This is a genomic window from Delftia sp. WY8 (genome assembly GCF_018437695.1).
Lineage (GTDB): Bacteria > Pseudomonadota > Gammaproteobacteria > Burkholderiales > Burkholderiaceae_C > Comamonas > Comamonas tsuruhatensis.
On sequence record NZ_CP049795.1, the window covers coordinates 2,399,663 to 2,420,048 of the forward strand.

18 protein-coding genes are annotated in these 20,386 nt (G+C 66.8%); 10 read left to right on the plus strand and 8 right to left on the minus strand.

Features of this window, described 5'->3' with window-relative positions:
* The first annotated feature begins 86 nt into the window (after positions 1 to 86).
* The 8 genes from G4D77_RS11100 (at position 87) to G4D77_RS11135 (ending at position 10,952) form a co-directional block, all read left to right on the plus strand.
* Positions 87 to 902 carry a cytochrome C assembly family protein gene (locus G4D77_RS11100; RefSeq protein ID WP_017407444.1) on the plus strand — a complete coding sequence of 272 codons (816 nt, stop codon included), beginning with the start codon at positions 87 to 89 and terminating at the stop codon, positions 900 to 902.
* Complete coding sequence (locus tag G4D77_RS11105; RefSeq protein WP_016453148.1) at positions 899 to 1,159, plus strand: PP0621 family protein; 261 nt, start codon at positions 899 to 901, stop codon at positions 1,157 to 1,159. The genes G4D77_RS11100 and G4D77_RS11105 overlap by 4 nt, the downstream gene beginning before the upstream one ends.
* Before the next feature lie 2 nt (positions 1,160 to 1,161).
* A complete protein-coding gene (locus G4D77_RS11110; RefSeq protein ID WP_016447998.1) occupies positions 1,162 to 2,925 on the plus strand; it encodes a sensor histidine kinase in 1,764 nt (587 codons plus the stop codon).
* Positions 2,925 to 4,439, plus strand: coding sequence for a sigma-54-dependent transcriptional regulator (locus tag G4D77_RS11115; protein WP_154835644.1), 1,515 nt, complete (start codon positions 2,925 to 2,927; stop codon positions 4,437 to 4,439). Before G4D77_RS11110 ends, G4D77_RS11115 begins: the two co-directional genes overlap by 1 nt.
* Positions 4,426 to 5,067 (plus strand): 1,6-anhydro-N-acetylmuramyl-L-alanine amidase AmpD, encoded by a 642-nt coding sequence (gene ampD, locus G4D77_RS11120; protein ID WP_016448000.1) that lies wholly within the window; start codon positions 4,426 to 4,428, stop codon positions 5,065 to 5,067. The genes G4D77_RS11115 and ampD overlap by 14 nt, the downstream gene beginning before the upstream one ends.
* A gap of 528 nt (positions 5,068 to 5,595) precedes the next feature.
* A complete protein-coding gene (locus tag G4D77_RS11125; protein WP_016448001.1) occupies positions 5,596 to 8,514 on the plus strand; it encodes a ribonucleoside-diphosphate reductase subunit alpha in 2,919 nt (972 codons plus the stop codon).
* A 206-nt stretch (positions 8,515 to 8,720) separates the two neighbouring features.
* Entirely contained in the window at positions 8,721 to 9,815 is a 1,095-nt protein-coding gene (locus tag G4D77_RS11130; protein WP_016448002.1) for a ribonucleotide-diphosphate reductase subunit beta, read from the plus strand.
* 177 nt (positions 9,816 to 9,992) lie between these two features.
* Positions 9,993 to 10,952 (plus strand): hypothetical protein, encoded by a 960-nt coding sequence (locus G4D77_RS11135; protein WP_074922800.1) that lies wholly within the window; start codon positions 9,993 to 9,995, stop codon positions 10,950 to 10,952.
* A 97-nt stretch (positions 10,953 to 11,049) separates the two neighbouring features.
* Here the strand turns inward: G4D77_RS11135 and G4D77_RS11140 are convergent, their stop codons facing one another.
* The 7 genes from G4D77_RS11140 to G4D77_RS11170 form a co-directional block, all read right to left on the minus strand.
* Positions 11,050 to 11,952: a carbohydrate kinase family protein gene (locus tag G4D77_RS11140; protein ID WP_154835646.1), complete on the minus strand. Its 903-nt coding sequence runs from the start codon at positions 11,950 to 11,952 to the stop codon at positions 11,050 to 11,052.
* A gap of 34 nt (positions 11,953 to 11,986) precedes the next feature.
* A complete protein-coding gene (locus G4D77_RS11145; RefSeq protein ID WP_213757959.1) occupies positions 11,987 to 13,333 on the minus strand; it encodes a zinc-ribbon and DUF3426 domain-containing protein in 1,347 nt (448 codons plus the stop codon).
* 75 nt (positions 13,334 to 13,408) lie between these two features.
* Complete coding sequence (gene prmA, locus G4D77_RS11150; RefSeq protein ID WP_154835649.1) at positions 13,409 to 14,299, minus strand: 50S ribosomal protein L11 methyltransferase; 891 nt, start codon at positions 14,297 to 14,299, stop codon at positions 13,409 to 13,411.
* A gap of 85 nt (positions 14,300 to 14,384) precedes the next feature.
* The gene (accC, locus tag G4D77_RS11155; protein ID WP_016448007.1) at positions 14,385 to 15,749 is read right to left on the minus strand and encodes an acetyl-CoA carboxylase biotin carboxylase subunit; all 1,365 of its coding nucleotides are present in this window, start codon (positions 15,747 to 15,749) and stop codon (positions 14,385 to 14,387) included.
* 132 nt (positions 15,750 to 15,881) lie between these two features.
* The gene (accB, locus tag G4D77_RS11160) at positions 15,882 to 16,346 is read right to left on the minus strand and encodes an acetyl-CoA carboxylase biotin carboxyl carrier protein (protein ID WP_016448008.1); all 465 of its coding nucleotides are present in this window, start codon (positions 16,344 to 16,346) and stop codon (positions 15,882 to 15,884) included.
* 145 nt (positions 16,347 to 16,491) lie between these two features.
* On the minus strand, positions 16,492 to 16,992 hold the full coding sequence (locus G4D77_RS11165; RefSeq protein WP_016448009.1) for a TlpA family protein disulfide reductase: 501 nt from the start codon (positions 16,990 to 16,992) through the stop codon (positions 16,492 to 16,494).
* 46 nt (positions 16,993 to 17,038) lie between these two features.
* Entirely contained in the window at positions 17,039 to 17,647 is a 609-nt protein-coding gene (locus G4D77_RS11170) for a hypothetical protein (protein ID WP_016448010.1), read from the minus strand.
* Between the two features lie 244 nt (positions 17,648 to 17,891).
* On the opposite strand from G4D77_RS11170, the gene mpl reads away from it, so the two are divergent.
* Positions 17,892 to 19,331, plus strand: a complete 1,440-nt coding sequence (gene mpl / locus G4D77_RS11175) for a UDP-N-acetylmuramate:L-alanyl-gamma-D-glutamyl-meso-diaminopimelate ligase (RefSeq protein ID WP_061288105.1) — start codon at positions 17,892 to 17,894, stop codon at positions 19,329 to 19,331.
* Between the two features lie 83 nt (positions 19,332 to 19,414).
* Here mpl and G4D77_RS11180 read toward each other — a convergent pair whose 3' ends face one another.
* The gene (locus tag G4D77_RS11180; protein ID WP_016448012.1) at positions 19,415 to 19,732 is read right to left on the minus strand and encodes a hypothetical protein; all 318 of its coding nucleotides are present in this window, start codon (positions 19,730 to 19,732) and stop codon (positions 19,415 to 19,417) included.
* A 247-nt stretch (positions 19,733 to 19,979) separates the two neighbouring features.
* On the opposite strand from G4D77_RS11180, the gene G4D77_RS11185 reads away from it, so the two are divergent.
* A complete protein-coding gene (locus G4D77_RS11185) occupies positions 19,980 to 20,348 on the plus strand; it encodes a YqcC family protein (protein ID WP_016453140.1) in 369 nt (122 codons plus the stop codon).
* Positions 20,349 to 20,386: the final 38 nt, after the last annotated feature.

Sequence of the window (20,386 nt, forward strand, 5' to 3'; positions counted from 1 at the left end):
AGAAAATGCGCTCCGAACCACGGCACGGCGCCCGGATTCTGAGCCTGCACAACCGGCGGCAGGAAAGCCACAGCTATCATAGAAAGATGCTCTCCGTCCCCCTGATTTCCGCCAACGCATCGCCCCTGGGCTGGATGCTGGCGCTTGCCGCAGCCGTGGCCTATGCCGTGCCGGCCGCCGGTGCCCGACGCATCAGCCATGCTGGCGCCCGCGCCGCATTGCGCCTGGCCTGGGTGCTCCACGCCCTGGCCCTGGCCTGGGGCCTGCTCGGGGAACAGCCGCACTTCGGGTTCGCGCCAGCACTGTCCATGACGGCCTGGCTGGTGCTCACCGTCTATGGGGTCGAACAGCAGTTGTTCCCCAAGATGCGCGCGCAATTGGCGCTGTCAGCGCTGGGCACGGCCGCCGTGCTCCTGGCCGCGCTGTTTCCGGGAACGCCCCTGCATGTCAACGCCTCGCCCTGGCTGCCGCTGCACCTGGCGCTGGGCATTGCCTCCTACGGACTGTTCGCCGCCGCCGTGGTCCATGCCTCGCTGATGACACGCGCCGAGCAGCACATGCGGCTGGGCGGTGGCGGGCATGACAGCGGCCTGCCCCTTCTCACGCTGGAGCGCCTGACCTTCCGCTTCGTGTCCGCAGGCTTTGTGCTGCTCACGGCCACGCTGGCCGCAGGCTGGCTGTTCGGCGAACAGCTCTACGGCAAGGCCTGGGTCTGGAACCACAAGTCGGTGTTCTCGCTGCTGTCGTGGCTGACCTTTGCCGTGCTGCTGATCGGCCGTGCGCGCTTTGGCTGGCGTGGCCGCAGCGCCGTGCGCGTGCTCTACGCGGGCGCCGCGCTGCTGCTGCTGGCCTATGCGGGATCACGCTTCGTAATGGAAGTGCTGCTGGAGCGCGCCGCATGAAGTACCTGCTGGTCCTGATCGTCATCGTCATTGCCGTCGGCGTCTGGCGCGGCCAGCGCCGCACCGAGGCCCGTGAGCGGCGCCAGGCGGCTGCGCCGCGCAACCCGGCCAACCCGGCCAACGCGCCGCTGGCGGCTCCACAGGACATGGTCGAATGCGCGCACTGCGGACTGCACCTGCCGCGCAGCGAAGCCATCGAGGCCGCAGGCCGCAGCTATTGCAGCGCCGAGCACCGGGCCCTGGCGCAACGGCGCTGAGCATGCAGGACGCCGCCCGCTCCCCGCCGCCCACCATCGACGAGGCCACGGCGCAGTCGCCGCACGACGCCAACGCCCCCTTCGTCCGGCTGTGGCAGGGATTTCTGACGGGCCGCGTTCTCATCGCCACCGCGCTGCTGCTGCTGCAGCTGGCGCTGCTCAGCGTGCAGCCCGGCGGCAATCCCCTGGTCTGGCTGGTCTGCCTGGGCTACCTGGGGCTGACGCTGCTGGTCCGGCTGACCGCACGCGAGCAGCCGCCCTCTGCCCGCGCCGGCGTGCACTGGCTGCCCGTGATCGGCGTGGACATCGCGGCCATCTGCCTGCTGCAGGTGTTGCAGACAGGCCCGCTCAACTACTCGGCCCTGCTGGCCATCCCCATCCTGATTTCGGCCGTGCTGGGCAATCTGACGCTGGCGCTGGCCACCACGGCCAGCGTCACGCTGCTGACCCTGGGCTGGGTCGCATGGCAGGACCTGGCGGGCCGCATAGAAAGTACCCAGGCCTACTACCAGGCCAGCTTTGCCTGCGCAGGCTATTTCGCCGTGGCCTATCTGACGCACGAGCTGGCGCGCCGCGTGCGGCGCGAGCGGCACCTGGCACAGCACAGCAGCCGCAAGGCCCAGGCCCAGGAGCAGGTCAATGCCCTGGTGATCCGCCACCTGGGCGAAGGCGTGCTGGTGGTTGATCCCCAATTCCGCGTGCAGCAGGCCAACCCGGCCGCGCTGCACCTGCTGGGACTGGCCGACGCGCATGCCCTGCCCTTCGCACTCAAGGAGCACGCCGGCTGGCAGCGGCTGCAGGATGCCGTGGCCCAGAGCTTTGCCCAGAACCTGCCGATATCGGCCGCCATCCATCTGCAGTCCATCGGCCAGGAAGGCATGACGGGACTGCATCTGCGCACCTGGCTGACCGAGGTCGCCACCCCGTCCGACGCCACCGATGCCGCCGAGCCCGCGCTGCTGCAGCAGCTGTGCGTGGTCTTTCTGCACGACCTGCGCGAATTGGAGGCGCGGCTGCGCACGGAAAAGCTGGCCTCCATGGGCCGCATGTCCGCCGCCGTGGCCCATGAGATCCGCAATCCGCTGGCCGCCATCACCCAGGCCAACGCCCTGCTGGCAGAAGATCTGGCGCAGAACCCGGCCCAGCAGCAGCTGTGCCGCATCGTGGGCCAGAACGCCGAGCGGCTGGCGCGCACCGTCGAGGACGTGCTCAACATCGCGCGGGCCCAGCAGCACATTGGCGAGGCCCACGCCGGCCTGCTGGACCTGGACCAGCATGTGGCCCAGGCCTGCCAGGAGTGGCAGGCCCAGGGCCAGCCTGCGCGCAGCATCCAGCTGCTGCTGGACGCGCGCGCAAGGACCGTGGTGTTCGACGGCGAGCACCTGCGCCGCATCCTGGTGAACCTGCTGGACAACGCCCAGCGCTACCGCAGCAACGCCCAGCAGCCGCATACGCTGCAGGTGCTGACCGGCGCGCCGGCCGCAGGCCAGATCTGGCTGCAGGTCTGGAGCGACGGCGCCGCACTGGAGCCCACGGTGCAGCGCCATCTGTTCGAGCCCTTCTTCTCGTCGGAAAGCCGCTCCAGCGGCCTGGGCCTGTACATCTGCCGCGAGCTGTGCCAGCGCTACGATGCAGGCATCAGCTACCAGCGGCTGTCGCGGCCCGCGCCGCACGGCCCTGTCGAGGGCAATGCCTTCAGCATCGTGTTCCGCGCCGGCGCCGCATCGGCTCTGCCGGCCTCCCTGTTTGACCAGATTGTGGTGTGATGCCCTTGAACTCCCTGCCCGCTGCCGCATCGATTCTTGTCGTGGACGACGAGCCGGATCTGCGCACCCTATATGAACTGACCCTGCTGCGCGAAGGCTACCGCGTGGAAACCGCCGCCAGCGTGGGCGAGGCGCGCGAACAGCTGCAGACCCAGCGCTTCGACGTGGTCATCACCGACATGCGCCTGCCCGACGGCATGGGAATGGAGCTGCTGCAGGACCTGCGCAACCAGCAGCGGCGAGAACGCTGCGTGGTCATGACCGCCTACGGCTCGGCCGAAAATGCCGTCGAAGCCCTGCGCTCGGGCGCCTTCGACTATCTGACCAAGCCCGTGGACCTCAAGCAGTTCCGCCTGGTCGTGGCCTCGGCCGCCCAGGGCGTGGGCGGCGTGCCGCCCCCCGGCGTGATGCCGGCGCGCAGCCCCTCGGCGGCGTCGGCCGCAAGCCCCGTGCTCAGCGGCGGCGGGGCGCTCGACGCCATGGTTGGGGAGTCGCCCGCCATGCAGGCCGTCAAGCAGCGCATTGCCAAGGTGGCGCGCGGCATGGCGCCGGTGCTGGTGCACGGCGAGTCGGGCACGGGCAAGGAGCTGGTGGCGCGCGCCCTGCACGCCTGCAGCCAGCGCGCCCACGGCCCCATGGTGGCCGTGAACTGCGGCGCCATCCCCGAAAACCTGCTGGAAGCCGAGTTCTTCGGCGCCCGCAAGGGCTCCTATACCGGAGCCACCCAGGACCGCGACGGCTACTTCCAGGCGGCACGCGGCGGCACCCTGTTCCTCGACGAAATCGGCGACCTGCCGCTGCCCATGCAGGCCAAGCTGCTGCGCGCCATCCAGGAACGCCGCGTGCGCCCCCTGGGCTCGGCGCAGGAGGAAGCAGCCGACGTGCGCATCGTCAGCGCCACCCACCGCGACCTGGCCGCCGACGTGCAGGCAGGACGTTTTCGCCAGGACCTGTACTACCGCCTCAACGTCATCGAAGTACTTCTTCCGCCGCTGCGCGAGCGCCGCGAGGACCTGCCCGCGCTGTGCCGTGCATTGCTGGCACGGCTGTCGCAGGAGTCGGGCCTGCCCATGCCCGAGATCGACGAGCGTTCCCTGGAGCAGATCGCCCGCCTGCCCCTGCCCGGCAATGTGCGTGAACTGGAGAACCTGCTGCACCGCGCCATCACGCTGGGCGAGGAAGGGCCGCTGCGCATAGACCCCGAGATGCAGCTGCCCTGCGGCACTCCGCCGGCTCCACCCGCATCGACGCAGACCCAGGCGCACGACGGCGCCGCACCGCCGCCGGAGCCTGCCGACATGGAGCTGCCCCGCGACCTGCAGGCCTGGCTGGACGAGCGCGAGCGCGGCATCCTGGTGCAGGCGCTGCAGGAAAACGGCTTCAACCGCACGGCCACGGCCGCACGCCTGGGGCTGAGCCTGCGCCAGATCCGCTACCGCATCGACCGGCTGAACATCGCCCTGCCCGGCGACGCCAGCGCCGAGGCGGACGGAGGCAGCCATGGCGAAGCCTGATCCGCAGGCACCAGCCACCACGACCATGGGCCCGGCCTGGACCTGGCAAGGCGGCTGGCTGCAACAGGCACGCCACCTGCCCTCGCCCAACTTCGGCGAGCGCCCGGCCCAGGCCCTGGTCGATCTGGTCGTCGTGCACTCCATCAGCCTGCCCCCCGGCGAGTACGGCACGGGGGCGGTCCAGCAACTGTTCACCAACCAGCTCGACTGGGACGCCCATCCTTACTACCAGGGCATACGCGGCCTGGAGGTGTCGGCGCATTTCTTCGTCACGCGCCTGGGCGAGGTCTGGCAATTTGTGGACTGTGACGCGCGCGCCTGGCATGCGGGCGCCTCCAGCTGGCGCGGCAAGGACCGCTGCAACGACGACTCCATCGGCATAGAGCTGGAGGGCCTGGAGGGACTGCCGTTCGAGCCGGCGCAATATGCGGCCCTGGAGAACCTGTGCGAAGCCATCGCCGCACGCTACCCCGTCGCCCATCTCGCAGGCCATGAGCACATTGCGCCCGGCCGCAAACGCGATCCCGGCCCCGGCTTCGACTGGCCCCGGCTGCGCGGGCTGCTGTCCCGTCACCAGGCCACGGCGAACTGGCAGCTGCCGCCCCGCGCCGGCCAGCCCTCCACGTAAGCACACACCCTCCTGCCGGACTGCGCCAGGCCTTGCACGCAGGCCGGCTTGTCCACAGGCCCAGGAAAAGTGCGCTGTCAATCCAGAAAGCAACCCATGTGGCGCGCAGGCGCACGCCGGGCCGGCCTGATCTTTTTTTACAAATTCACGCATGTGTCGCAGCCCCACTGTTCATGGGGCTTTCGGCGGTCCGACCGGCGCAGCGGCAAGGCTGTAGCGGCTTGCGACAGGCCATCGCCCGCCAGCCACCGCGCAGCGGTGATCTGCTGCTATGGGCTTGCATGCTGGGCACTGTTTTGGCGCAGCGCAAACAGCGGTTTTCCGGCCGTGAGTACCCCGTGTACATGAGACGGCGATACACTACAGGTAGTGCCTGAGAGCACGCCGGACACCATATCTAGTGTTCACAAGCTGTGCACACCCTGTGAAAACGGTGTGCACATCCGGCCCCGATTCCATCTCCCAGCAAGCCTGCCCCCAGTGCAGGTCCGCGTCCGTTCTATCCACAAACACCCGTTGAGGAAACTCATGCAAGAAGCACTGAATTCTTTGGCTCCCGCTGCGCACGGTGATGCTGCCAATCCTTCCTCCGCCCATCACCTGTCCGTGCAGGACGGCTACCAGATCATCCGCCGCAGCGGCGACGTGGTGCCCTTCACCCCGCAAAAGATCGCCGTCGCGCTGACCAAGGCCTTCCTGGCCGTGCGCGGCGCCCAGGGCGCTGCCTCCGCCAGCGTGCGCGAGACCGTGGACGAGCTCACCCAGGCCGTGGTGCGCGCCCTGCTGCGCTCGCGTCCGGGCGGCGGCACCTTCCATATTGAAGACGTGCAGGACCAGGTCGAGCTGGGCCTGATGCGCGGCGGCCACCACGACGTGGCGCGCGCCTACGTGCTGTACCGCGACCGCCGCAACCAGGAGCGTGCCGAGCAGAAGAAGGCCGCCGAGGCCGCTGCCGCCGCTGCGGCCGCGCCCGCCCCCGTGCTGCATGTGACCGACAACGGCCAGCGCGTTCCTCTGGACCAGGCCCGCCTGCTGGCCCTGATCGAGGCCTCCTGCCGCAACCTCAATGCCGACATCCAGGCCGCGCCCATCGTTGCCGAGACGCTGCGCAACCTGTACGACGGCGTGCCGATCGAAGAAGTCTTCAAGGCCTCCATCCTGGCCGCGCGCACGCTGATCGAAAAGGACCCCGACTACACCTACGTCACCGCCCGCCTGCTGCTGCACACCATCGTGCGCGAGGTCATGGGCCATGACGTGCAGCCTGCCGACATCCAGTCGGCCTACGCCGCCTACTTCCCCGGCTTCATCCAGAAGGGCGTGGACAACGAGCTGCTCAACCCCGAGCTGCTGAACTACGACCTGCCCCGCCTGGCTGCCGCCCTCAAGGCCGAACGCGACCAGCAGTTCGACTACCTGGGCCTGCAGACCCTGTACGACCGCTACTTCCTGCACGTGCGCAAGACGCGCATCGAGCTGCCCCAGTCCTTCTTCATGCGCGTGGCCATGGGCCTGGCGCTGCAGGAAGAGGACCGCAACGCGCGCGCCATCGAGTTCTACGAACTGCTGTCTTCCTTCGACTTCATGAGCAGCACGCCCACGCTGTTCAACAGCGGCACGCTGCGCTCGCAGCTGTCTTCGTGCTACCTGACCACGGTGCCCGACGATCTGGACGGCATCTATGAGTCGATCAAGGAAAACGCCCTGCTGTCCAAGTTCGCCGGCGGCCTGGGCAACGACTGGACGCGCGTGCGCGCCCTGGGTTCGCGCATCAAGGGCACGAACGGCGAGTCGCAGGGCGTGGTGCCCTTCCTCAAGGTGGTCAACGACACGGCCGTGGCCGTGAACCAGGGCGGCAAGCGCAAGGGCGCCGTCTGCACGTACCTGGAGACCTGGCACCTGGACATCGAGGAATTCCTCGAGCTGCGCAAGAACACGGGCGACGACCGCCGCCGCACGCACGACATGAACACGGCGAACTGGATTCCCGACCTGTTCATGAAGCGCGTCATGGAAAAGGGCCAGTGGACCCTGTTCTCGCCCTCCGATGTCGGCGACCTGCACGACCTCTTCGGCGCAGCCTTCGAGCGCGCCTACACGGCCTACGAAACCAAGGCCGACACCGGCGAGCTCAAGCTGTTCAAGCGCATCCCGGCCGTGGACCTGTGGCGCAAGATGCTGTCCATGCTGTTCGAGACCGGCCACCCCTGGGTCACCTTCAAGGACCCCTGCAACGTGCGCTCGCCCCAGCAGCACGCCGGCGTGGTGCACTCGTCCAACCTGTGCACCGAGATCACGCTGAACACCAGCGACACCGAGACCGCCGTCTGCAACCTGGGCTCGGTCAACCTGGCGCGCCACATCACCAACGGCGCCATCGACCACGGCAAGCTGCGCAAGACCATCACCACGGCCATGCGCATGCTGGACAACGTGATCGACATCAACTACTACGCCGTGCAGAAGGCCAAGGACTCCAACCTGCGCCATCGCCCCGTGGGCCTGGGCCTGATGGGCTTCCAGGATGCGCTCTATGAAATGCGCATCGCCTACGCCAGCGACGCGGCCGTCGAGTTCGCCGACCAGTCGATGGAAGCCATCTGCTACTACGCCTACTGGGCCTCCACCGAACTGGCCAGGGAACGCGGCCAGTACTCCAGCTACAAGGGCTCGCTGTGGGACCAGGGCATCCTGCCGCTGGACACGCTGAACCTGCTGGAGAAGGCCCGCGGCGGCTACGTGGAAGTGGACCGTTCCTCGCGCCTGGACTGGGATGCGCTGCGCGCCAAGATCGGCCAGCACGGCATGCGCAACTCCAACTGCGTGGCCATCGCGCCCACGGCGACCATCTCCAACATCGTCGGCGTCGATGCCTCCATCGAGCCTTCGTTCGGCAACCTGTCGGTCAAGTCCAACCTGTCCGGCGAGTTCACCGTCATCAACCAGTACCTGGTGCGCGACCTGAAGCGCCTGGGCCTGTGGGACGACGTGATGGTCATGGACCTCAAGCATTTCGACGGCTCGCTGCGCCCCATCGACCGCGTGCCCCAGGACGTCAAGAACCTGTACGCCACCGCCTTCGAGGTCGAGCCCACCTGGCTGGTCGAGGCCGCTGCACGCCGCCAGAAGTGGATCGACCAGGCCCAGAGCCTGAACATCTACATGGCCGGCGCCTCGGGCAAGAAGCTGGACGACACCTACAAGCTGGCCTGGCTGCGTGGCCTGAAGACCACCTACTACCTGCGCACCACCAGCGCCACCAACATCGAGAAGTCCACGGTGCAAAGCCGCGTGCTCAACGCAGTGCCCACGGCTGCCGCCCAGCCCGCTGCCGTGAGCACCTCCAGCGCCCTGGAAGCCGCGGCAGCCGCCGCACGCGCCCAGGCCCCGGCGACGGACATCAAGTTCTGCGCCATCGACGATCCCGGCTGCGAAGCCTGCCAGTAAGCCGCGCAGCGCGGGGCCTCGCCACGGCGCAGGCCCCGCGCCCTGCCCGCCAGCCAGCGCCATGCGCAGGATCTTCGCCATGGACCTTGGGCCTGCTCAACATGCCAGGCCACCCATGGTCCTACATTGACCGGAGCAGAAAGAGAGGCCTCTTTCGCACCGAATGAACTGAACATATGCCTCAGGGCATGCCGGAGAAAATTGCAATGCTGACCTTTGACGACGACGCCACCCTCTCGAACACGCCGACCGGCGCAGGAGCTGCCCCCGCCACCGGCACACACCAGCGCGTCAACGCCGCCGACAAGCGAATCATCAACGCCAAGACCGACGTCAACCAGCTGGTGCCCTTCAAGTACAAGTGGGCCTGGGAAAAGTACCTGGCCACCTGCGCCAACCACTGGATGCCGCAGGAAGTGAACATGAACCGCGACATCGCCCTGTGGAAGGACCCCAACGGCCTGACCGAGGACGAGCGCCGCATCGTCAAGCGCAACCTGGGCTTCTTCGTGACGGCCGACTCGCTGGCTGCCAACAACATCGTGCTGGGCACCTACCGCCACATCACCGCACCCGAGTGCCGCCAGTTCCTGCTGCGCCAGGCCTTCGAGGAAGCCATCCACACCCACGCCTACCAGTACATCGTGGAGTCGCTGGGCCTGGATGAAGGCGAGATCTTCAACGCCTATCTCGAGGTTCCCTCCATCCGCGACAAGGACGAATTCCTGATCCCCTTCATCGAGGCGATCATGGACCCCAGCTTCAAGACCGGCACCTTCGAGACCGACCAGACGCTGCTGAAGTCGCTCATCGTTTTCGCCTGCCTGATGGAGGGCCTGTTCTTCTACGTGGGCTTCACGCAGATCCTGGCCCTGGGCCGTCAGAACAAGATGACCGGCGCTGCCGAGCAGTACCAGTACATCCTGCGCGACGAGTCCATGCACTGCAACTTCGGCATCGACCTGATCAACCAGCTCAAGCTCGAAAATCCGCAGCTGTGGACACCCGAATTCAAGGAAGAAATCACGGCGCTTTTCGTCAAGGCCGTCGAGCTGGAATACCGCTACGCAGAGGACACCATGCCGCGCGGCGTGCTGGGCATGAACGCATCGATGTTCAAGGGCTACCTGCGCTACATCGCCAACCGCCGCGCCACGCAGATCGGCCTGGAGGCCCTGTTCCCCAACGAGGAAAACCCGTTCCCCTGGATGAGCGAGATGATCGATTTGAAGAAGGAACGTAACTTCTTTGAGACACGCGTCATCGAGTATCAAACCGGAGGCGCACTTTCCTGGGATTAATCGCTTCTCTGCAGGCACAATGCGAACCATGACGCGCTTCACGCTTTTGCAATACCGATGGTGTTGCGGCGTGGGGCGTCTCCGTGTTCATTGCGATGCGTCACTCCACATCGCATTGAATCGCTTCGGAGCCCCGTACCCCGAAGTGTTTTGTGCAAATCAACGAAGGAGAAGATGATGGCAACTGCGAAGAAGACGGCCTCTACCAAGGCCCCCACCGACAAGAAGACCACCGCCAAAAAGGCGGCCGCCCCCAAGGCTGAAGCCGTGAAGAAAGCCACGGCCACTACTGCCAAGGCAGCGCCCGCCAAGAAGGCTGCGGCTCCTGCTGCAAAGAAGGCTGCCGCTCCCGCCAAGAAGGCTGCTGCTCCTGCTGCCAAGAAGGCTGCTGCGCCTGCTGCGAAGAAGGCCGCTGCTCCCGCCAAGAAGGCTGCTGCTCCTGCTGCCAAGAAGGCCGCCGCTCCTGCCAAGAAGGCTGCTGCGCCTGCTGCAAAGAAGGCCGCTGCTCCCGCCAAGAAGGCGGCTGCTCCTGCTGCAAAGAAGGCCGCTGCTCCCGCCAAGAAGGCTGCTGCTCCTGCTGCCAAGAAGGCCGCCGCTCCCGCCAAGAAGGCCGCTGCGCCTGCTGCAAAGAAGGCCGCCGCTCCTGCCAAGAAGGCTGCTGCTCCTGCTGCAAAGAAGGCCGCTGCTCCCGCCAAGAAGGCTGCTGCTCCTGCTGCCAAGAAGGCCGCAGCTCCTGCCAAGAAGGCTGCTGCGCCTGCTGCCAAGAAGGCCGCAGCGCCCGCCAAGAAGGCTGCTGCTCCTGCTGCAAAGAAGGCTGCCGCGCCTGCCAAGAAGGCTGCTGCTCCTGCCGCCAAGAAGGCCGCAGCTCCCGCCAAGAAGGCTGCAGCTCCTGCGGCCAAGAAGCCCGCCGCTGCACCGGCTGCCAAGCCCGCAGCAGCACCCGCCAAGGCTGCAGCAGCTCCTGCCGCTCCCGCCAAGAAGGCTGCAGCGCCGAAGAAGGCCGCTGCTCCCAAGAAGGCCGCAGCAGCTCCCGCCGCTGCCGCGCCTGCAGCTCCCGCTGCCGCACCCGCGCCCATCGCGCAAACCCGCCTGGCACCCCAAGCCGCATGGCCCTTCCCCACAGGCAGCAAGCCCTGAGACTTCTCCGGTCTCAAAGCAAAAAGCCCGGCTCTTTCGAGTCGGGCTTTTTTCATTGCGACGATGGCGGCTGTACCGCCACCCAGCGATCACCGCCTCAGGGCTTGGCGAAGTCCAGCACGTAGTTCTGCGGGCCGCGGCTGGCAATCTTGAGCGCACCCAGGCGGTTGCCCAGTTCTGCACAACGCACCAGATCCCAGCCACGCTCCAGGCCGAAAAGCAGGGCGCCACGCCACGCGTCGCCACAGCCCGTGGGGTCAACCACGGCAGCGGGCTGCACAGGCGCCACCGGGGTCTTGGTGCCTTGCACCCAGACCTCGCAGCCTTGCGCGCCCAGCGTCACCACCAGGCCCTGCACCTGCCCTGAAATCTGCTCCAGGCTCCAGCCCGTGCGCTCGCTGAGCATGCGGGCTTCATAGTCGTTCACGGCCACCCAGTCGGCCTGCTCGATGAAGCGGCGCAGATCCTGCCCGTCGAACATGGGCAGGCCCTGGCCCGGATCGAAGACGAAGGGAATGCCTGCAGCCTTGAACTGCTGGGCATGCTCGATCATGGCCTCGCGGCCATCGGGAGCGATGATGCCCACGCGCACCTGCTCCCTGAGTTCGGGCGTGATGCGGTTGCCGTGGGCCTGCATCATGGCGCCCGGGTGGAAGGCCGTGATCTGGTTGTTGTCGCGGTCGGTCATGATCATGCACTGGGCCGTGTGCGTGTCCTGCAACTGGCCGATGTGCGCCGTGTGCACGCCCAGATCCTGCAGACGCTGCACATAGTCGGCACCGTCACTGCCCACCATGGCCATGGGCCAGGCATCGCCCCCCAGCAGCCTCAGCGCATAGGCGATGTTGCCCGCGCACCCGCCGAAATCGCGGCGCAGCGTGGGCACCAGGAAGGACACATTGAGGATGTGCAACTGGTCAGGCAGGATCTGGTCGGCAAACCTTCCGTCGAAGGTCATGATGTTGTCGAACGCAAGCGATCCGCAGATGAGAGCGGCCATGGTGTGTCTCGGCTTTCTTGAAGAGTCAGGGGAATCAGGGATAAAAAACCAGGGCGCGGTAACCGGCAACGGCGGACTCCAGGCCCTGCACTTCGACCGGGGCGGTCACGCTCCATTCGCCATGGCCCTCGATCTGCGCGGGGGCACCGAACTGGTCGAGCCGGATCACGCGCCGCAGCAGCAGCTTGTCCTGCGCATCGGTGAGCGTGAGTTCGACAGCGGGCATGGCCACGGGGAAGTCGGAACGGTTCTCCAGGCTCAGGCTCCATTGGTACTGGCCGTTGCGCGGCAGCTGCCGAAAACCCGAACTGCCGATCACCACATCGCCGATCTGTCGGCGCGGCTGCAGCTCGCAGCCCGCCATGGCGCACAGGGTCTGCAGCGTGGGCGCCAGCGAAGGATGCTGCACGGCCAGCGCATCGCGCTGGCCCCACATCACCTGGCCTGCCAAAGCGCCCGCGCCCAGCAGGCAGCCCAGCACAAGGGCCACGCGTACGGCAGGCCGGCGCCAGAAGGCCTTGCGCCGCGCCTGACGCACAAAGCCGGGCTCGGCCTCGGGCAGCGCAGGCTGGTCGTCGCTGCCACCCTCGCCGTCGCTGTCGGGCCAGCGGGAGAACTCCGGCGAAGGCACGGATACCTGCGCCTGCCGCTCCGATTCACGGACCAGGCCCGTCGGGACGGACAGCGAAGGCGCATCGGCTTTCTGGGACGGCACGGCACCATCCACCTTGTGCGGCGATGGCGCGGAAACAGGCTTGTGTTCAGGCTCGGGCTGGGGTTCAGGCTCGGGTTCGGGCTCCAGGCTGGGCGGGGACGCCACCGCCGGCCCATGCCGCGCGTCAGGCTGGGGCTGCGCCGCTGGTGCAGCCACGGACGCCGCCAGGATCTCGTCCACCAGCGACGCGCCAGGCAGCTCGCGGCCCGGATCGTCGGCGGCAGAAGCCGAAGGGGTCTGCGCAGGCGGTGCCGTGGACGTGGACGTGGACGCGGGCGCCTGCGGAGCCGCAGCTTCGGCAGGCGGCACGGCAGGCGAAGGCTCGACCCTGGCAGCAGGCGCCGTGCTTGCAGCAGTTGCCGTGGCTGCAGCCGGTGCCGGAGCACCCCGCCCCGGCAGCCCCACGGGCGCCGTCGGCAGCCACATGGACTCCCGGAATTCGCGGATGTCATCGTCCTCGAATTCCGGCCCATCGAGCGATGCCCCGCCCGCCACGGGATTGCCGGCGGCATGCGCAGGCGTGGCCGGCAGGGGCTGCAGATCCTCGGAGGCATCGAACACTTCATGGCAGACGCCGCAGCGCACCCACCCCTGCGAAATTCGCAGCTGGTCGGCCACCACTTTGAAACGGGTTCCACAGGCAGGACAGCGGGTGACTTGGCTCATCAGCGATCGATTGTAGGCAGCTGCTCGCGGCCAGCGCCATGAAGGCGGCAGCCGCGCAGGGACTCGTGGCGCAAATCAGGCCGCGCGGCGCGCGGTCATCAGGATCCAGCCATCTTCGCTGTCGGCGACTTCGAGTGCCAGGTACGGCGCGTAGGCCTGCTTGAGTTCGTCGGCCTGGCGCTCCAGGATGCCGGCCAGCACCAGGTTTCCACCCTCCGCCACGCGGGCGCACAGCAGCGGCGCCAGCACCTTGAGCGGCGTGGCCAGGATGTTGGCCAGCACGGTGCGGTATTCACCCGTCACGGCATCGGGCAGGCCGGCCTTCAACTGCACGGCGTTGGCATCGGCGTTGTAGCGCGTGGACTCCACGGCAGCCGGGTCGATGTCCACCGCGTCGATGTCGGTGGCACCGAACTTGGCCGCACCGATGGCCAGGATGCCGGAGCCGCAGCCGTAGTCCAGCGTGCGCCCCAGGCTGCCCTCGGGCTGGCGTGCGATCCAGCGCAGGCACATGCGCGTGGTCGGGTGCGTACCCGTGCCGAAGGCCAGGCCCGGGTCCAGGCGGATGCTCACGCGCGCCTGCGGCGGCAGTTCGTGCCAGGTGGGAACAATCCAGAATTCGGGGGTGATGTCCACGGGGGCGAACTGCGACTGCGTCAGGCGCACCCAGTCCTGCTCGGGCACCTGCTTGACGGCGATGATGCTGCAGCCCTCGAAGAAGTCCTGGGGCAGCAGCAGATCACGTGCCTCTTCGGCCGCTTGCTGCGTGGGGAACAGCGCTACCAGGCGGCTGCGCTGCCAGCCGTCCTTGGGTGGCGGCATGCCGGGCTCGCCGAACAGGGCCTGCTCGGCCTCGGTCTGCGCGTCGGCGTCCTCGACCGATACGCTCAGGGCGTCCAGCGCATCCAGTGCATCGCTGATGGTTTCGACCCGGTCTTCCGGGCACAGCAGACTCAACTCGAACATGGGCCCATCCTTTTCTAAGCAATCAATGAAAAATGCCGGCCGCCGTCGCCGGGGGCCAGCATGCATGGTCGATCGGGTGACCCGCTCAACGCTTGTTGGCGTTGCGGTGCGCCAGCCACTCTTCCAGATAGTGGATGTTGGTGCCGCCTTCCATGAACTTGGCGTCCACCATCAGGTCCTGGTGCAGCGGGATGTTGGTCTTGATGCCTTCGACCACGGTCTCCAGCAGCGCAGTGCGCATGCGTGCCAGCGCCTGCTCGCGCGTGTCGCCGTGAACGATGATCTTGCCGATCATGGAGTCGTAGTTCGGCGGCACGAAGTAGTTGTTGTAGACGTGCGAGTCCACGCGCACGCCCGGGCCACCGGGCGCATGCCACATGGTGATGCGGCCTGGCGAAGGCATGAAGTTGTAGGGGTCCTCGGCATTCACGCGGCATTCGATCGCATGGCCCTTGAGCTGGGCATTGATCTGGCGCTGGGTGAAAGGCAGCTTCTCGCCTGCGGCCACCATGATCTGGGTGCGAACGATGTCCACGCCCGTGATCAGTTCCGTCACCGGATGCTCCACCTGCACGCGCGTGTTCATCTCGATGAAGTAGAACTCGCCGTTTTCGTAGAGGAACTCGAAGGTGCCTGCGCCACGGTAGCCCAGCTTCTTGCAGGCTGCAGCGCAGCGCTCGCCGATCTTCTCGACCAGGCGACGGGGAATGCCGGGAGCCGGCGCTTCCTCGATGACCTTCTGGTGGCGGCGCTGCATGGAGCAGTCGCGCTCGCCCAGGTAGACGGCATTGCGATGGTTGTCGGCCAGGATCTGGATTTCCACATGGCGCGGGTTCTGCAGGAACTTCTCCATGTAGACGGCCGGATTGCCGAAGGCCGCACCGGCCTCGGCCTTGGTCATCTGCACGGCATTGATCAGCGCCGCCTCGGTATGCACCACGCGCATGCCACGGCCACCGCCGCCGCCTGCGGCCTTGATGATCACCGGATAGCCCACGGCCTTGGCGATGCGGCGGATCTGCACCGGATCGTCGGGCAGTTCGCCGTCCGAGCCCGGCACGCAGGGCACGCCCGCCTTGATCATGGCCTGCTTGGCCGAGACCTTGTCACCCATGGTGCGGATGTTGTCGGGCGTGGGGCCGATGAAGGTGAAGCCGCTCTTTTCCACGCGCTCGGCAAAGTCGGCGTTCTCGCTGAGAAAGCCGTAGCCAGGGTGGATCGCCTCGGCGTCGGTCACCTCGGCGGCCGAGATGATGGCCGGCATGTTGAGGTAGCTCAGCGGCGAAGGAGCGGGGCCGATGCACACGGCCTCGTCGGCCAGCTTGACGTACTTTGCGTCACGGTCGGCCTCGGAATACACCATCACCGCCTTGATGCCCAGTTCACGGCAGGCGCGCTGGATGCGCAGGGCGATCTCGCCCCGGTTGGCAACCAAAATTTTCTTAAACATGAAGGTCCTCGCGGCTTGGTGCCTGCGGCGGTACGCAGGCCGAAGCCGTCAGTTGAGCCAATTGCTCTGTCGCGCCGCGGCATGCGTTCGCGCCAGGGCGTCGTGCCGCTTGCGGCATCGCTCGCCTGCAGGTTACTCGATCACGAACAGGGGCTGGCCGTACTCGACGGCCTGGCCGTTTTCACCCAGGATGCGGGTAATGGTGCCGCTCTTGTCGGCCTCGATCTCGTTGAGAATCTTCATCGCTTCGATGATGCAGATGGTCTCGCCTTCCTTGACCTGGTTGCCCACTTCCACGAAAGGCTTGCCGCCAGGGCTGGATGCGCGGTAGAAGGTGCCGACCATGGGCGACTTCACCACATGTCCCGCGACGGCTGCCTCGGCAGGGGCTGCCACGGGCGCTGCTGCGGGAGCAGCCACAGGTGCTGCCACGGGCGCAGCCATCGGAGCCTGCATGGGCGCAGCCACGTAGTGCTGCACCACGGCGCCTTCGCTCTTGACGATCCGGACCTTGCCCTCTGCTTCGGTGATCTCCAGTTCCGACACGTTCGATTCGGACACCAGATCAATGAGGGTCTTGAGTTTTCGCAAATCCATGGGAGCTCCAGCGGCTAACAACTAAATAGGGCGCGAATTTACTCCAATTTCGCCCTTCTGCGTGCTTTGAGGCATATTTTTCATCAACGTCGCCATGGAATTCGGGGGATTTCCTGAGCCTGCACAGGCTCGGTCGCTGCGGAAATCAGCCTTTTGCGCTCCAGGAAGCCAGATCTTCGGTAGTAAGCTCACCTATTTTACGTTGCCGCACCAGGCCATCCTCGCCGAGCAGCACGGTGAAGGGCAGTCCGCCCTGCAGATTGCCGAGCGAGCGGGTCAGGCCCAGACCGCCTTCCACCGCCAGCGCCACGGGGAAACGCAGGGGTGTGCGGCCCAGAAAGCGCTGCACTGCCTCGGGCTTGTCCACGGCCAGGCCAATGACCTGAATGCCATGCTGGTCTTGGCGTGCCGAGAAGGCATCCAGCATGGGCAGTTCGCGCACGCACGGCGGGCACCAGGTGGCCCAGAAATTGACCAGCACCGGCTTGCCACGCCAGCGCGACAGCGTCATGGCCGAGCCATCCGGCGTGATGAAACGCTGCTGCCACAGCTGCTCTTCGGCGCTGGACTCCATGGCATGGGGCTGAAATCGCCACCAGGCCAATCCGGCGCCACCCAGTCCCGCAGCGGCGGCAACGCCGCCCATCAGCCAGCGGCGGCGGGAAGATGTGTTTTGACCTGCATCCACGGAATCAGCCACGGTCGGCCTCCCCTTCGTCCTGGTTCAACAGCTTGCGCAATGCCTCTGCGCTGCCACGCGGGCTGCGCCCCTGTCCATCGGGCTTGAGCGCGCCGCGCAGATCGTCAAGATCATGGACCAGCAGGTGCACACCCACATCCTCGTTCAGCGGGCGGCAGAAGGCATGGATGCTCAGCGCCTCCACGCTCTGGCCGGTGAATCCCGTCACGGTGCTGGGTTCGTAGTTCACATGCTGGTTGATCAGTGCGATCTCTGCCGATTTGGGGTCGTCGCAAAACAGTTGCAGATAAATATCGGACAGGCGCGTGGCCGTGCCGCGCCAGACGGCGCCGGCCAGGTGGGGACGGAACTCGGCCAGGCGATCCATCCATTGCAGAGCCAGCTCGCGCAGGGCCTGCAGTTCCTGGGGCTGGGTGTCGGCGCAGAACAGGGCGATGTATTCGCGCACAGCCTCTTCCACCAGGTCATTGCCCGGCAGCGCAGTGCGCGAGGGCAGTCCCAGCTGGCGCACAGCGCGGTGCTTGGCAGGCCCCCATTCCAGACCTTCCTCGACCACGAGGCGGGCCGCAGTCTGGGCAATTTCGGCAGTGGCTTGGTCCATGGCTTTACGATCCGCTGTATCCCTACATATATATAAGAGGCCTTCCCTGCGGATGGCCCCGGGCCATTGTGACCCAAGCCGCAGCAACGCCGGCCGCTGACGGGCTTTGCATGTTCCCGCCAGCGCCTTGCACCGGCGATTTCGCAACCTTGTGTTTCCGGGACCCGGTGCCTGCTGGGCCGCAAGCTCCTGTTTTTGCAGGCCAGCCATCCCGGACATGGCGGCAACCGTAGAATGCCCGGCCATGCACATACATATTCTGGGCATCTGCGGCACCTTCATGGGCGGACTGGCCGCGCTGGCGCGCGAGGCTGGGCACCGCGTCACAGGCTGCGACGCCGGCGTCTACCCGCCGATGAGCGATCAGCTGCGTGCACTGGGCATCGAGCTGATCGAGGGCTACGGCGCCGACCAGATGACCCTGCAACCCGACATGTATGTCGTAGGCAACGTGGTCAGCCGCGCGCGCCTGCCCGACGGCAGCCCCAAGTTCCCGCTGATGGAGGCAATCCTCGAAAGCGGCGCTCCCTACACCAGCGGGCCGCAATGGCTTTGCGAACATGTGCTGCACCATCCGTCCTGCCCGCGCCATGTGCTGGCCGTGGCCGGCACGCATGGCAAGACGACCACGACGTCGATGCTGGCCTGGATTCTCGAATGCGCAGGCCTGGCCCCGGGCTTTCTGGTCGGCGGCGTGCCGCTGGACTTCGGCGTCTCGGCCCGCCTGGGTGCATCCAGGCGCCCGACGCCAGGCGAGGGCCCGGCCGGCGCGGAGCCCGTCTTCGTCATCGAGGCCGATGAATACGACACGGCCTTCTTCGACAAGCGCAGCAAGTTCGTGCACTACCGCCCGCGCACGGCCGTGCTCAACAACCTGGAGTTCGATCACGCCGACATCTTCGAGGATCTCGGTGCCATCGAACGCCAGTTCCACCATCTGGTGCGCACCGTCCCCGCTTCGGGCCGGCTTGTTGTCAACGGTATCGAGGAAAGCATCACCCGCGTGCTGCACCAGGGCTGCTGGAGCGAGGTTTCCAGCTTCGGGGCGGTGGTCAGCGACTTCAGCGCAGAGGGCGATCCGAGCGCCTTCGACGTGCTGCACCGTGGCCGCAAGGTGGCCCGCCTGGAATGGGCGCTGACCGGGGAACACAACCAGCTCAACGCGCTGGCCGCCATTGCGGCAGCCGAGCACGTGGGCGTGACGCCGGCACAGGCCTGCGAGGCGCTGGCGCGCTTTCAGAACGTCAAGCGACGCATGGAGCTGCGCGGCATGGCGGGCGGCGTATCCGTCTACGACGACTTCGCCCACCACCCCACGGCCATACGCACCACGCTGGACGGCCTGCGCCGCAAACTCGGCAGCCAGGCACGCATCCTTGCGGTGTTCGAGCCGCGCAGCAACACCATGAAGCTGGGCACCATGAAGTCGCAACTGCCCTGGTCCCTGGAAAGCGCCGATCTGGTGTTCTGCCACACGGCCGGCCTGGACTGGGACGCCGCCGAGGCGCTGCATCCCCTGGGCGTGGGCCCTGGCCGCAAGGCGCAGGTGGCAGGCGACATGGACACGCTGATCGGACAGATCCTCGCAGCCGCCCGGCCGGGCGACCATGTGGTGTGCATGAGCAACGGCGGCTTCGGCGGCATACACCCCAAGCTGCTGGCCGCCCTGCAGGCCGCAGGCTGAACAAAGCGCAAGCAGGCCCGACCCCAATGAAAGAAGCCCGGGACATGCCCGGGCTTCTTTCATGTGCCTTCGCCTGTCAGCCTTCAGTAGCTGATGGACATGGCGGGCACGTCGACACGGATCAGCGGCTTGGACAGCACGGCCTGGGCTGCAACGGCATAGCTGTTGCGCCACTGCTCGTCGTCGAACAGCCCGGCACGCGAACGCGCCGCGCGCGCCACCACCACCAGCTTGTCGGCCAGCAGTACCTTGCCGCTGGCACGCAGGGGCTCGCAGTCCATGGAGATGAACTGCTGGTCCAGCCAATGCCGTCCTTCATCGGAACTCATGGGGGTGAGCCCGTTGGTGTCCGTGCGGTACTCTTTTCCGGCATCCAACACCACAATCACTTCGCTGCGCATGGAACTCCTCTCGTCATTACTGGATACAACCCCGTGCCTGCTCGCGCGGACAGGGCCGTTACTCATACCGCGAGCTTAACCGCAAGCGCCTTTTCCACACCCCGGGCAAGCTGACATGGCGCAAGCGCCGCAGCCTGGGGCTGGCACTGCCAGCAGCAGGTGTTTCATGGCGGCACGGCGCCCGCTTCAAGGTGCAAACGTACAATCGCCTGCAGATTGGACCCCGAATCTTCATCAACCGCATCGCATGACGACCGACACCACACACCAGAAACTGCTTGACCAGCTGCAGCAGCTCGAAGATGAGCTGCGCGGCCAGAGCCTCTGGTCGGCCGTGGCGCCAAGCCCCGAGGCCATGGCGTCGACCATGCCCTTCATGTACGACACGCTCAAGCTGCAGCAATGGCTGCAGTGGGTTTTCCTGCCCCGGCTGCGTGCCGTGATCGAGGCCGGCGGCCAGCTGCCCTGCCAGAGCCACGTGCATCCGCTGGCCGAACATGAGTGGAGCCAGCCCGTGGAATTCGACAAGCGCCAGTTGTTGGCCCTGCTGCAGGGCATAGACGACACGCTGAACCAGTGCGGTCTGACTCCGCCGGACGCCACATCGTCCCACTGACCACGGAGCGGCCAGGCACGAAAAACGGGGCGCAGACG

What these genes read in the sequence shown, in the direction of transcription:
- G4D77_RS11165 (WP_016448009.1), bottom strand. Translation starts at nt 16,992, where the DNA reads ATGGGCGGCGTTGCCGCCGCTGCGGGACTGGGTGGCGCCGGATTGGCC.
- G4D77_RS11105 (WP_016453148.1), top strand. Translation starts at nt 899, where the DNA reads ATGAAGTACCTGCTGGTCCTGATCGTCATCGTCATTGCCGTCGGCGTC.
- G4D77_RS11185 (WP_016453140.1), top strand. Translation starts at nt 19,980, where the DNA reads ATGACGACCGACACCACACACCAGAAACTGCTTGACCAGCTGCAGCAG.
- G4D77_RS11115 (WP_154835644.1), top strand. Translation starts at nt 2,925, where the DNA reads ATGCCCTTGAACTCCCTGCCCGCTGCCGCATCGATTCTTGTCGTGGAC.
- G4D77_RS11125 (WP_016448001.1), top strand. Translation starts at nt 5,596, where the DNA reads ATGCAAGAAGCACTGAATTCTTTGGCTCCCGCTGCGCACGGTGATGCT.
- G4D77_RS11170 (WP_016448010.1), bottom strand. Translation starts at nt 17,647, where the DNA reads ATGGACCAAGCCACTGCCGAAATTGCCCAGACTGCGGCCCGCCTCGTG.
- G4D77_RS11100 (WP_017407444.1), top strand. Translation starts at nt 87, where the DNA reads ATGCTCTCCGTCCCCCTGATTTCCGCCAACGCATCGCCCCTGGGCTGG.
- prmA (WP_154835649.1), bottom strand. Translation starts at nt 14,299, where the DNA reads ATGTTCGAGTTGAGTCTGCTGTGCCCGGAAGACCGGGTCGAAACCATC.
- G4D77_RS11135 (WP_074922800.1), top strand. Translation starts at nt 9,993, where the DNA reads ATGGCAACTGCGAAGAAGACGGCCTCTACCAAGGCCCCCACCGACAAG.
- mpl (WP_061288105.1), top strand. Translation starts at nt 17,892, where the DNA reads ATGCACATACATATTCTGGGCATCTGCGGCACCTTCATGGGCGGACTG.
- accB (WP_016448008.1), bottom strand. Translation starts at nt 16,346, where the DNA reads ATGGATTTGCGAAAACTCAAGACCCTCATTGATCTGGTGTCCGAATCG.
- accC (WP_016448007.1), bottom strand. Translation starts at nt 15,749, where the DNA reads ATGTTTAAGAAAATTTTGGTTGCCAACCGGGGCGAGATCGCCCTGCGC.
- G4D77_RS11180 (WP_016448012.1), bottom strand. Translation starts at nt 19,732, where the DNA reads ATGCGCAGCGAAGTGATTGTGGTGTTGGATGCCGGAAAAGAGTACCGC.
- G4D77_RS11130 (WP_016448002.1), top strand. Translation starts at nt 8,721, where the DNA reads ATGCTGACCTTTGACGACGACGCCACCCTCTCGAACACGCCGACCGGC.
- G4D77_RS11140 (WP_154835646.1), bottom strand. Translation starts at nt 11,952, where the DNA reads ATGGCCGCTCTCATCTGCGGATCGCTTGCGTTCGACAACATCATGACC.
- G4D77_RS11110 (WP_016447998.1), top strand. Translation starts at nt 1,162, where the DNA reads ATGCAGGACGCCGCCCGCTCCCCGCCGCCCACCATCGACGAGGCCACG.
- G4D77_RS11145 (WP_213757959.1), bottom strand. Translation starts at nt 13,333, where the DNA reads ATGAGCCAAGTCACCCGCTGTCCTGCCTGTGGAACCCGTTTCAAAGTG.
- ampD (WP_016448000.1), top strand. Translation starts at nt 4,426, where the DNA reads ATGGCGAAGCCTGATCCGCAGGCACCAGCCACCACGACCATGGGCCCG.